The organism is Brevibacillus invocatus, assembly GCF_003710915.1.
GTDB classification, from domain to species: domain Bacteria; phylum Bacillota; class Bacilli; order Brevibacillales; family Brevibacillaceae; genus Brevibacillus; species Brevibacillus invocatus.
The window spans coordinates 38,252-50,507 of sequence record NZ_RHHR01000028.1; the positions used below are offsets into that span (position 1 = coordinate 38,252).

At 50.9% G+C, this 12,256-nt stretch carries 10 protein-coding genes and 1 pseudogene; 6 read left to right on the forward strand and 5 right to left on the reverse strand.

Going from position 1 to position 12,256, the window contains the following annotated elements:
- The first annotated feature begins 41 nt into the window (after window positions 1-41).
- On the forward strand, window positions 42-1,457 hold the full coding sequence (locus EDM52_RS14890; RefSeq protein ID WP_122909767.1) for an FAD-binding oxidoreductase: 1,416 nt from the start codon (window positions 42-44) through the stop codon (window positions 1,455-1,457).
- Entirely contained in the window at window positions 1,450-2,763 is a 1,314-nt protein-coding gene (locus EDM52_RS14895) for a (Fe-S)-binding protein (protein WP_245996944.1), read from the forward strand. The genes EDM52_RS14890 and EDM52_RS14895 overlap by 8 nt, the downstream gene beginning before the upstream one ends.
- A gap of 84 nt (window positions 2,764-2,847) precedes the next feature.
- On the opposite strand, the pseudogene EDM52_RS25700 reads toward EDM52_RS14895, so the two are convergent.
- Window positions 2,848-2,934: pseudogene (locus EDM52_RS25700) on the reverse strand (pyridoxal-phosphate-dependent aminotransferase family protein); the annotation flags it as partial.
- A 260-nt stretch (window positions 2,935-3,194) separates the two neighbouring features.
- On the opposite strand from EDM52_RS25700, the gene EDM52_RS14900 reads away from it, so the two are divergent.
- Window positions 3,195-4,463: a cation:dicarboxylate symporter family transporter gene (locus EDM52_RS14900; protein WP_122909769.1), complete on the forward strand. Its 1,269-nt coding sequence runs from the start codon at window positions 3,195-3,197 to the stop codon at window positions 4,461-4,463.
- Window positions 4,464-4,635: 172 nt separating this feature from the next.
- On the opposite strand, the gene EDM52_RS14905 is transcribed toward EDM52_RS14900, so the two are convergent.
- Window positions 4,636-5,502 carry a MurR/RpiR family transcriptional regulator gene (locus tag EDM52_RS14905; protein ID WP_122909770.1) on the reverse strand — a complete coding sequence of 289 codons (867 nt, stop codon included), beginning with the start codon at window positions 5,500-5,502 and terminating at the stop codon, window positions 4,636-4,638.
- Between the two features lie 82 nt (window positions 5,503-5,584).
- Window positions 5,585-6,943, reverse strand: a complete 1,359-nt coding sequence (locus tag EDM52_RS14910) for an aspartate aminotransferase family protein (RefSeq protein ID WP_122909771.1) — start codon at window positions 6,941-6,943, stop codon at window positions 5,585-5,587.
- 254 nt (window positions 6,944-7,197) lie between these two features.
- Between EDM52_RS14910 and EDM52_RS14915 the strand changes: the two genes are divergently transcribed.
- Window positions 7,198-8,154: a Gfo/Idh/MocA family protein gene (locus EDM52_RS14915; protein WP_122909772.1), complete on the forward strand. Its 957-nt coding sequence runs from the start codon at window positions 7,198-7,200 to the stop codon at window positions 8,152-8,154.
- 123 nt (window positions 8,155-8,277) lie between these two features.
- On the opposite strand, the gene EDM52_RS14920 is transcribed toward EDM52_RS14915, so the two are convergent.
- Window positions 8,278-9,168 carry a LysR family transcriptional regulator gene (locus tag EDM52_RS14920; RefSeq protein WP_122909773.1) on the reverse strand — a complete coding sequence of 297 codons (891 nt, stop codon included), beginning with the start codon at window positions 9,166-9,168 and terminating at the stop codon, window positions 8,278-8,280.
- 136 nt (window positions 9,169-9,304) lie between these two features.
- On the opposite strand from EDM52_RS14920, the gene EDM52_RS14925 reads away from it, so the two are divergent.
- Window positions 9,305-10,231 (forward strand): dipeptidase, encoded by a 927-nt coding sequence (locus tag EDM52_RS14925; protein ID WP_122909774.1) that lies wholly within the window; start codon window positions 9,305-9,307, stop codon window positions 10,229-10,231.
- Between the two features lie 42 nt (window positions 10,232-10,273).
- Complete coding sequence (locus EDM52_RS14930; protein ID WP_122909775.1) at window positions 10,274-11,338, forward strand: DmpA family aminopeptidase; 1,065 nt, start codon at window positions 10,274-10,276, stop codon at window positions 11,336-11,338.
- Window positions 11,339-11,360: 22 nt separating this feature from the next.
- Here EDM52_RS14930 and EDM52_RS14935 read toward each other — a convergent pair whose 3' ends face one another.
- Window positions 11,361-12,242, reverse strand: a complete 882-nt coding sequence (locus EDM52_RS14935; RefSeq protein WP_122909776.1) for a phosphotransferase family protein — start codon at window positions 12,240-12,242, stop codon at window positions 11,361-11,363.
- Window positions 12,243-12,256: the final 14 nt, after the last annotated feature.

Sequence of the window (12,256 nt, forward strand, 5' to 3'; positions counted from 1 at the left end):
CAGGAGTCAGACACTATTTAGCAGGCAGGAGGTAGATTCCTATGTTGTCAGACGCCATCAGGTCCGAGCTTCGCGCCATCGTAGGCGAAAAGAATTGTCTGGATCGACAGGAAGCATTGGTTGCCTATTCGTATGATGCGACACCGATGCAGCAGGCATTGCCTGACGTTGTAGTCATGCCGCAAACGACACAGGAAGTACAAAAGGTGGTTCAGGTAGCCGCCAGACACCAGATTCCCATCGTGACACGCGGAGCAGGCTCCAACCTATGCGGGGGGACTGTTCCAGTCGGGGGAGGGATCGTCCTGACCTTGCACAGGATGAACCAGATCGTCGAGATTGACGAGCAAAACCTGACGATTACAGTACAGCCAGGTGTGCGCACAGTCGATATTCATCAGGCCGTGGAAGCGCGTGGTCTGTTTTATCCGCCAGACCCAGGGAGTATGGTCATTTCCACGATTGGCGGAAATATCGCGCTCAATTCGGGTGGTTTGCGCGGGTTGAAGTACGGGACGACCAAGGATTATGTACTGGGCCTAGAAGCTGTACTGCCCAATGGTGAAGTGATTCGCACGGGCGGAAAGCTGATGAAGGACGTAGCGGGGTACGATCTGACCAAGCTGCTGGTGGGAAGCGAAGGAACCCTTGCGATCATTACCGAAGCGATTCTGAAGCTCATTCCCAAACCGACGACACAGCGCGTTATGCTGGCTATGTACGCTGACATGGAGCAAGCAGCTCGCTCGGTGTCCGACATCATCGCCAATCGAATTATCCCAGGCACCTTGGAGTTTTTGGATCAGGGAACGATTCGCGTCGTAGAGGATTTCAAGCAGATTGGTTTGCCTACTGACGTAGCCGCGATCCTGCTCATCGGCCAGGATGGAGAAGCGGAGCTCGTGGATCGGGACATGGAGCGCATTGCTGCGATCTGCCAAAAGAATCAGGCGGTTCAGATCAAGGTCGCGACCACCCCGGAGGAAGCGGAAGAAGTGATGACAGCGAGAAGAAGTGCCCTGGCTGCACTGTCGCGGATGCGTCCGACGACGATTCTGGAGGATGCTACGGTGCCACGTGCGCAAATTGCACCGATGGTAGCCGCGATTCAGGAGATCACGAATCGTTTTGGACTCAACATCTGTACCTTTGGTCACGCGGGTGATGGCAACCTGCATCCAACCTGTATGACGGATGCCCGCAACCATGAAGAGATCGAGCGGGTGGAGCATGCATTCGAAGAAATTTTTGCTGCAGCCATCGATCTGGGTGGTACGATTACAGGAGAACACGGTGTCGGCATCGTCAAGGCGCCGTATCTGGAGTGGAAGGTGGGCGCTGCCGGGATTGAAGTGATGAAAGGGATCAAACATGCTTTTGATCCGCATAACCTGCTCAATCCAGGCAAGATGTTTGCCAAGGAATCCCGGAACAGAGTGGTGGTCAACCGTGCTTAAGGAAGCGCTGCAACAAAAACTGGATTACGAAGAACTTGCCAACTGCATGCGCTGCGGTTTTTGTCAGCCTGCTTGCCCGACGTTTCGGGAGACCGGCTATGAAGCAGCATCCCCACGCGGGCGGATTGCTTTGATGAAAGCTGTGGCAGATGGCGTCATGGAACCCGACAAGGACTTTGTCGACCAGATGAATCTCTGTCTGGGCTGTCGTGCATGTGAGCCCGTCTGCCCGGCTGGTGTTCCCTATGGTCAATTGATCGAGCAAACGAGAGAGGCCATTGAACAGGAGCAGGATCACCCCTGGTACATTCGCATGGCACGGAAAACAGCCTTTACCCATCTTTTTCCCCATCAACGACGGCTCAATCGACTGGGGGGCTTGCTTGGCTTCTATCAGCGTTCCGGACTGCAGACTGCGGTGCGCAAGCTAGGTGTGCTGAACATATTGCCCAAGCAGCTGAAAGAAATGGAAGCGATCATGCCGGATGCCTCGTCGAAAGGACTCTCTGAACGGATGGGTGCGACGGTCATTCCGGCAGTAGGCGAGAGCAAGCAGCGTGTCGGCATGTTTCACGGCTGCATTATGGATGTCCTGTTTCAAGAGACCAACGTCAATACGGTTCGTCTCTTGGCAGAAGCGGGCTACGAAGTGGTAATTGCTCCCGGTCAGGTTTGCTGCGGTGCCCTCCATGCCCACAGTGGAGAGCGGGAGGCTGCGCGAAGTCTGGCGCGCAAAAACATCGAGGCATTCCAGCAGGCAAAGGTGGATCTCATCATCTCTAATGCGGGCGGCTGCGGTGCTTTACTGCAGGAGTACGATCATCTGCTGCATGATGACCCGGATTGGCACGAGCAAGCCAAGTGGTTTGCCTCGCGTGTCAAGGATGTGAGCGAGGTGCTGGCGCCGTCCGTGGAACCGGAAGCTTGGGATGAACTTCCACAGCGTGTCACCTATCAGAGCTCTTGCCACCTGCGCAACGGAATGAAGGTGACGAAAGAGCCTGTGAGCTTGTTGCAATCCATACCTGGAGCAACCTATGTGGCTCTGAGAGAAGGAGACCGCTGTTGTGGTTCAGCGGGCATCTACAACCTGGTGCAGCCTGAGATGTCTGGCAATCTGCTGAATGAAAAGATGGAGCATGTCAAAGCGACCCAGGCAGACATCTTGGTGACGTCCAACCCGGGATGTTTGCTGCAAATGAAAGCAGGCATCAAGCGTGCTGGTTTGGAAGACCGGATGGAAGCGGTCCATCTGGTCGATTTGCTGGCGCGTGTCTCCAACCAATCTGAGATGAGCAGCAAGTAATGCACGGATTTTAAACAGCCCTGATCGACCGAATCATACGGTCCCGATCAGGGCTGTTTTTGTTTTAGCGGCAGCTCTCCTGATGCTCATCGCTCGCAATACACGAGGTTCAGCTTCGACGGGGCCAGGTGTCATGATCGTGCGAAGAGAAGGAGACAATTCCTTGTACATGTGTACCTCCTTGTTCGTGCATGTCATCCATTTTTGGGATATCTATGGAACCTATTGCACATATTTGGAAAAAATCCTTCGCTTTTCTTTGAGAAAATTTTTAAAAATTTTAATTAAATTAAATAAAGTACATTTTTATAGAAAAATAGAAAAAATAAAGCTTGAGAAAAAATCATGCTATTATAAAAATCTCTATTATTCGTCACTATAGCCAACAAGCTTATGTGGGTTCATTACATCATGTATAGTGGGGTGTCAGGATGAAACGTTTTGGACTAGCGATTCAAATTTTAATCGGTCTCATTCTGGGTATTCTCGTGGGTGCTCTGTTCTATGGCAACCCAGCCGTGTCTACCTACTTGCAACCAATTGGCGATATTTTCCTTCGCCTTATCAAAATGATTGTGGTGCCGATTGTAATTTCTACGCTGATTGTAGGTGTGGCGGGCGTCGGTGATTTTAAGAAGTTGGGGAAAATTGGTGGAAAGACCATCCTTTACTTTGAAATCGTTACCACTATTGCTATTGTGGTCGGCTTGCTTGCGGCAAACCTGTTCCAGCCCGGGGTAGGCGTAGACATGACGAATCTGCAAAAGACGGATATCCATTCTTACGTGGAGACTGCTGAGACCACACAAAGCCACGGATTTGTGGAAACCTTCGTGAACATCGTACCTAAAAACGTGTTTGATGCGATTGTTCGTGGTGACATGCTGGCGATTATCTTTTTCTCTGTCTTGTTTGGTCTTGGTGTAGCGGCGGTAGGAGAGAGAGGAAGACCGGTGTTAAACTTCTTCCAGGGCGTAGCAGATGCCATGTTCTGGGTAGTGAACACCATCATGAAATTCGCTCCATTCGGTGTCTTTGCGCTGATTGGTGTGACGGTTTCCAAATTTGGTCTTGAATCCTTGGTACCACTTGGCAAGCTGGTTATCTTGGTCCACGTTGCGATGATTTTCTTCATTTTCGTGGTTCTGGGGATTATCGCACGTATGAGCGGTATTCGAATCACCCAGCTCCTTCGCATTTTGAAGGACGAGCTGCTGTTGGCATATTCCACATCGAGCTCAGAGACTGTATTGCCGAGAATCATGGAAAAAATGGAACGACTGGGATGTCCCAAAGCGATTGCTTCGTTCGTCATCCCGACTGGGTACTCCTTTAATCTGGATGGCTCCACTCTCTATCAAGCACTGGCAGCCCTGTTTATTGCGCAAATGTATGGCATTGACATGCCGATCAGTGCGCAGATTACCCTCATGCTGGTCCTGATGGTGACTTCCAAAGGGATTGCCGGGGTTCCTGGCGTGTCGTTCGTCGTCCTGCTGGCAACTCTCGGTTCAGTAGGAATTCCACTTGATGGCCTTGCCTTCATCGCCGGTGTAGACCGTTTGATGGACATGGCGCGTACCGTAGTGAACGTAGTAGGGAACTCTTTGGCAGCAGTAGTTATTTCTCGCTGGGAAGGTCAATTTGATTCCGAAAAAGCGAAAAAGTACTTGGGAGAGATTTCTTCAAAAGCAGCGTAATCCTCTTGTTTTTCAGCAAAGATAAGTCGGACAAGTCTGAGGCGCATCTGAACGTACGATCGTTCAGGTGCGCTTTTTTCGTTTGCCACCTTTCTTTCAAACATCCAGAAAAAGGATGCCCCTCAAGTAGTTTTGACTACGTAAAGGACATCCTTTTAGCAATGGGAACCATTCATTTCTTCGGATCGTAGTAAATTCCAAGCCCCTTCCAGGAATCCTCCATCTCATCCAACAAGCGGGTAGCCTTGCCAGCATCCTGCAGCGACATCGAGCGCAGGATGGCCGTAAGCAGAGAGAAGGGCGCCACGAAAGAATCCAGGTGAGAAGCAATCCCAGTAGGCGTAAACAACACTTCGTCAGCGAACTGACATAAAGGGGAGGAGGGGTAGTCGGTTATCACGACGATCTTTGCTCCTCTTTGTTTGCCGGCAGCCAGGCAATCTACACTAAAACGGGTATAGCGAGCAAAGCCGATTCCCACCATGACGTCATCAGGCTGCAGCCGATGGATGCGGTCTACAGTTCGCGGCTCTCCGCTGAACAGATACGTTTCTTTGTTCAAGAGATTCAGGTAAAAATCAAAAAACATTCCGAGAGAAAGCGAGCCGCGCGAGCTGACAATTCCGATGCGTTGGGTCGACAGCAGCATCTGGACGACACGCTCCACAGCATGCAAATCGATCCGTTCCATCATCAGTGTCAGGTTGTGAACATCCTCTTCGACATGCTGCAAAACGGTGTGCTGTTCCGCTTTTGTCGTACTGCGCGACAGCTGGAACCGCTCTCCTGTGGTCAGACGCGAACGAACCAGTTCCTGAAGCTCCCGGGAAAGCCCCGGAAAGCCGGAATAGCCGACGAACGTGGCGAAGCGAGTGATCGTAGATTCGCTCACTGCCGCTTCTTTTGCCATTTTCGCTACATTGTAAAAGGCCGCAGACTCCGGGTCGCGCAGGATGAGATCCGCAATCGCTTGCTGTGAAGGGCTCATCTGTGGATAGAGCTGGGATATTTTTTGCAGGACGGTAGGGCCTTGACTCAAACGTGATCACCTCATATTACATTCCAGCACCCATGTTGCGTTAAGTATACGACAGGAAAGCGTGAGGTGACAATGATCTCGCCTATACCAGCGGGTCCTTTTTGAGTGCTGCCATGCTCTTTTCAAAGGCGTCGAGCGTCGCCTTGATTTCATCAGGTCCGTGCGCGGCCGACAGCGAGAAACGATTTAACGGCTTGGAATAGACGCCGTTTTCCATCAACAGGTAATCGAGGGCCAAGCGCAGTTGATTGTGGTTGGCGCCAAGATCGCGATAGTGCTGCACGGTCTTCTCAGTCGTGAGGACGTTGAAGATTGTTCCAATGCCAATGGTTTGCAGAGGCAATTCGTACTGTTTAGCCAATGCGTCAATGCCGCTGCGCAGCTCATGGGTATGCTGAACGATTTGGTCAAAGCGCCCTGGCTGCTTCAGGTAGCGAATCGTTGCCAGCCCAGCAGCGATGGACAAAGGATTGCCATTAAACGTGCCGCTGTGAAAGACAACTTCTGTTTTCTTGTTCGAGCGAAGCGGGGAAGCCAGCTCCATGACGGACTGCTTTCCACCGACGATGCCGATCGGGAATCCGCCGCCCACTACTTTTCCTAGCGCAGTCAGATCTGGCTCCACGCCATAATAGGTTTGCGCTCCTCCCACTTCAATGCGGAATCCTGTTTTTACTTCATCAAAGATCAGAATGATTCCCAATTGCGTGGTCAACTCGCGCAGGTTTTTCATAAATTGCGGGTCGGCTGCAATATAGCCGGAGAGCATTGGCTCCATAATGACAGCAGCAATCTCCTGAGCCCGATCAGTCAAGATGCGTTCACAAGCGTTCCAGTCATTAAAAGGCAGGATCACGCTGTGCTGACGATAGTAGTCCGGACTCCCAAGCGAATCAGGCACCGCCATCGGTTCTTCCGAGGCTCCAGCTGCATGTGCCTCCGGATTGACGCTTTGCAGGACGTGATCATGGGCACCGTGGTAATGACCTTCGAACTTGGCTACATGGGTTCTGCCCGTAGCTGCCATCGCCAGTCGCAGGGAGAACAAGGTGGCTTCCAAGCCCGAATTGGTAAAGCGGATCTGATCAAAGCTTGGGAATAACGTGATCAATTCTTCCGCCATTTCCAGCTCCAGGGGATGAGTAGCTCCGAAGCTGCTGGTTCCTTGCTCGCTCCAGACGCGCTCAACGGCTTTGAGAATATCTGGATGCGCATGACCGAGCATCAATGCACCGTAGGACAGCAGATAATCGACATAGGGATGGCCATCTACATCAATCAAGGTAGCGTTTTTGGCTTTTTCAAAAATGATCGGAAACGGTGCGAAGTATCTCAAATTCCCGTTCACGCCACCAGTCATGGAATGTTTGGCCTGTTCAAAGAATGAAGCTGAGTTTGGACGATTCTCTTGAAAGGTATGTTGCAGTGATGAAATTTTCATTTCACTACCTCCTTGTTTATGAAATTATTATTGCACTAACCTTTCAATTTTGCAACAAACACTTCATGAAATGGAAAACAGTAGGCACTATGTCAGTACATTTGGGGAATGGGCGACGGGCTTAGCATGCTTGCGAGCAGATGCGAAGAAGGAAAGTGCCGGTTCATCCCGAAATTGAGGAAGATGGTATACAGACTTGCTAGTAGGTGGGAAAGGATCATTGATTTTGAGAACAGAAAGCGGAGGAAAACGGGATGAGTGAGAAGCGTTATAGAGTAGGGATGATTGGCGCTGGTGTGATGGGGGAGCGTATGATCGACGCCGTGCTGAAGCATCCGGATTATCAGATCATCGCAATCAGCGACGTATCGGAGAAGCGTGCGCAGGAAGCGGCAGCACGGTCTGGAAATGCTGCCTGGTACACGAATTACCAGGAATTATTGGATCAAGAGGACGTGGATCTGATCTATCTGGCTGTGCCACCGAAATTCCATCATTCGATAGCTCTGGAAGTTTTGGCTCGTAAAAAGCACTTGCTTTGCGAGAAGCCTTTGGCCAATTCCTTGAAGGAAGCGGAAGAGATGCTCGAAGCAGCCGAAGAGGCGGGTGTTGTTCATGCCATGCATTTCCCGATGTACTACCAAAGCGTCCTTCCTGAGATGATCACGCGGTTGGAGACGGTGGGAGACCTACGCCGCATCGATATCCTGACACACTTCCACCAGTGGCCGCGCCCTTGGCAGCAAACACCGTGGCTTGCCGGTCGTGAACAAGGTGGATTCATCCGAGAGGTTCTGCCTCATTTCGTCCATTTAACGTATTCGTTGTTTGGTGACCTGCAGGTTGTTCGCTCCCATGTGGATTACCCGGATGATCCGCAGGCTTGCGAAGTCGGTGTCGCCGCGTACCTGGAGCTTGCAGACGGCACTCCGGTCACGGTCAATGGTCTGGCAGGCATTGCGCATCAGGAGCATCTGGATTATCGCATTTACGGCACGAAAGGCACGCTGAGCCTCGTAAACTGGACCAATCTGTATGCTGGACTTGAAGGAGAAGCACTGGAGCCAGTCACGCTCCAGCTGCAAGAGCGTCTGATTCAGCTACTCGATGAAATGGCAAAGGCAATCAGCGGTGAAGAAGCGCGATTGGTTACCTTTGAGACCGGTGTGAAAGTGCAAAAGGTGTTGGAAGATTTGCTAGGCAAGGAGTAATCGGGGGGGAGAGTGTGCAGACACTCTCTTTTTTGCGCAAAAAAAAATATAGCAGCGAGCCACCCGATGGGAGCGGGCAGGTGTCGTGCTATCCTTACGATTGGTCCTATTTATCTGCAACAGCTACTGCAACAATTTGCTTTGCATCAAAAAGTCTACAAATGTGCGCATAATTCCGTGGAATGGCGTATCCTTCAGATAAATCAACTCAAAATTCCGGTTGATCTGGGGAAGGTTGAGAACCTCCACTTCATGCAGCTCGCCATTCGCCAAATCCTTCTGAATAGAAAAGCGAGGGACGAAGGCAATGCCCAGCTTCTGTCTGACCATCCGTTTCACAACCTCGATATTGTCTACCTCCATCACGACTCTGTTCTTCAGCTGGTAATGCGTAAAGGCGCTGTCGATCAGCTTCCAGTCGAGAGAGCCGCGATTGAACAAAATCAACCTCTCCCTTGCTACTTCTTCGATAGAGACCTGCTGGCGTGAGGAAAAAGGATGCTCCGGGTAAATCGCCAGCACCATTTGATCCGACATGAGTTGAATCTGATTGATTTGTGGATGCGTGACTGCCCTGGCGATGCCAAAGGATACCTCATGGTTCAGCACCATGTCGAGCACCTGATGGGAATGGCCCGTCAGAATCGTCAGCTTGACCTTGGGATACAACTGTTGAAACTGCTCCACGAGGTCAGGAAGGATGTAGAAGGCTGCGACGAACACGGTCGCGATGGTCAGCTCCCCTTCGATATCGCCATAGGAGCGCTGGATGGCTTGCTGCCCCTCTTGCAACGAGTGCAGGATGCTTTTGGCGTAAGGCAGAAAAATCTCGCCTTCCTTGGTCAGGCAGATCATATGGCCGGAGCGCTGGAACAGCTTGCAGTCCAAAGAGCTCTCCAGAGCCTTGATCCGCATGCTCACCGTAGGCTGGGACAAGTATAGCAACTCTGCTGTTTTGCTGAAGCTTCTGGTCAGCGAGACAAAGATAAAAGCTTCGATTTGTTCCATGTTCATATGAAAAACTCCATTATGTGAATTTTTAATTATGGATATGGTAATCTTTTATTTGCTTTCTATATAAAAATACATTACCTTACAACTTAATAAGTAGCAATGTATCCAAAAAATCTGATCATAAGGATGGCGCCATATGAAAATTATTGACTTACATTGCGATGCACTCTTGAAGCTTTGGTATGCAGACGGAAAGAAGTCCTACGAGAACGATGAAGAGCTGGATACCAACAAACTGCGCCTGTTGCAGGGTGGTGTAAAAGTACAGGGCTTCGCGATCTACACGCCGACCAACCTGAGTTCAGAGCAGCGCTTCCATTGCGCGCTCGATCAAATCTATTATTTCCAGACAGAAGTGCTGGCAAAAAATCCAGAGATGAAGCAAATCAAGGAATGGATCGATATTGACAGCCTGAAGGATGGAGAAATCGGTGCCATACTGACGCTGGAAGGCGTAGAGCCGATCGGCAATGATTTGAAAAAGCTCCATCTTTTTTATCAATTGGGCGTACGTGCAGTAGGCCTTACCTGGAATTATGCCAATCTGGCTGCAGATGGCGCTGACGAGACGAGAAACGGCGGTCTTACCTTGTTCGGCAAAGAGATCGTGAATTTTCATAACGAACATAAGATTTTGACGGATGTTTCCCACTTGTGCGAAGGCAGCTTCTGGGATGTGATGGAATACGCAAAATATCCGTTTGCGAGCCATTCCAATGCAAGAGCTTTGTGTGATCACCAGCGCAATCTGCGGGACGAACAGGCCAAGGCTCTATTTGAAAAAGGCGGCACTCTGCACGTAACCTATGTCACGATGTTCATTAACGAACAAGGCCAGGTAGGTATTCCTGACTTGATCAGACACGTGGATCATTTCTGTTCATTGGGCGGTGTTCGTCATCTCGGACTCGGTTCTGACTTCGACGGCATCACCACCAAGGTAGAGGGACTGGAGCATGCAGGCGTGACGTACAATCTGATCAATGAACTGCTGAAGCATTACTCGGAAGAACAAGTACGCGGGTTTGCCGGAGAGAACTTCCTGCGTAATCGCCCTGTATAAAGCGACAAGTTCGGCAACGGAGAAAGAGAGGAAGCTGCTGCAATGGCTGATTTGAATAATCGGAAGATTCGAGCTTATGGCTTGGCCGTGGGGAAGCTGCCTACAGGCTCTAAAAACGACATCACGGACGTGGCAGGTGTGCGCGTAGGGCATGTCACGATTGACCGCCCACTTGATAGTGGTCAAGGGGAGTATGCTTGTACGGGTGTAACGGCGATTCTGCCTCATGGTGGCAGTCTGTTTCGTGAAAAGGTGACAGCGGCCAGCTATGTCCTGAACGGCTTTGGCAAGACTACAGGACTGGTCCAGGTAAACGAGCTTGGGGTACTGGAATCCCCGATCATGCTGACCAACACCTTTTCGGTTCCGGCAGTCACGCAAGGCACTCTGCAGTATATGCTGGCTGGGCATGAAGAGATCGGCGATACGACAGGAACGATCAACATCGTGGTGGGAGAGTGCAATGACAGTCATCTGAACTCCATCCGACAGTGTGTAGTCACGCCAGAAGATGCGATCGAAGCGATTCGCAAAGCGTCGGACGAGCAAGTGGAGGAAGGAGCAGTAGGTGCAGGCAAGGGAATGGTCGCCTTTGGCTACAAGGGTGGCATTGGCTCCTCCTCCCGTGTGGTCCAAGTGGAGGAGGACAAAAGCTATACCGTCGGCGTTATCGTCTTGAGTAATTTCGGCCGAAAGGAAGACCTGCGCATCGACTATTTGAAAAGCGGGGCCCAAGCGCTGCAGGAGCCTGCTGATGGTTCTATCATCATCGTTCTGGCTACCGATGCTCCTGTAAGTGATCGGCAGCTCCTGCGACTGGCCAAGCGGACGGGAATCGGTCTGGGGCGGACAGGAAGCCATTTCGGCCATGGCAGCGGCGATATCGTGATCGCCTTTTCTACAGCGCACAAGATTTCTCATCAATCCACCGGATTGACCGAGACTCGGACGCAGCTGCGCGAGGATCATCCTGTGATGAACGAGCTGTTTGCGGCCTGTGCAGAGGCTACGGAAGAGGCTATCTACAATTCGCTATCTCAGGCTGTGACCACTACTGGGCGAAAAGGAAACACGATTCACGCCCTGGAGTTTCCAGCTCAGAGCTGAGGGAAATCGATCTGCCGATGAATCAGCGATAAGGTGCGATTCCAGCAGAAAACGCCTGCCTATCCGCGTGCTGCAATCCAAACAGCGCTTCCTGCAAGGCGAACGTACTGCAATAAAAGCGCGATCGTTCCATTACCTGCTCACAATCCGGATAAACAGGTGAAAAGTGTTCGAGGAAATCTTCGCCATAGGAAGAAATCAGTCCGGCAAAATCGTAGGCGGGATCTCCCAGCCTGGAATTTCCAAAATCAATGACTGCCGCAATCTTGTAGAGATTCTTGTCATAGAGGATATTGGTCGTTCCAAAATCACCGTGGACGAGACAAGCCTGGAACTGAAAATGAGAGGCGTCAGACAGATAAGCTTCAAAGCAATGGCTTACCTTCTGTCTCGCCTCTCTTCGCATATAGACGAACAGCTTTACTTGGACGTCCTGATACAGCTGGGAAATGATGGCGTGCATATCCGGGGCCTCGAGAAATTGTCCTTGAAGGAAATCAGAGACCGGGATGTGATGCAGCTGCCAGAGAAATGTACCGAGCTGTTCGGAAAGATTCCGCACATCGTGATCCCTTCGTACATCGTGAAAAATCTCCCGTGTGAAAGGCTCGCCTGCAAGCAGCGGATAACCGCTAAACACATGCCCTACTTTCTTGTTCTGAAACTGCTGGAATCGCGGTTCAGGAATTGGCAGCGACAAATGCGGCTTGATCGCATGTAGAAGGGCTGTTTCCCTTTCCAGCTGATGGATGCCATCTGTATATTTGGGAAACCGGAAGACCCATTCGTCATTGACGATTAAGACGTCATTGTTCTGACCTGTTTGGTTTATGACCGCAGACGTGATGGTGAGCTGTGGGTATACCTCTCTAATCCGCTGTACATAGTCCTGTTCCGTTGCCATTTCCGAACCTCCAG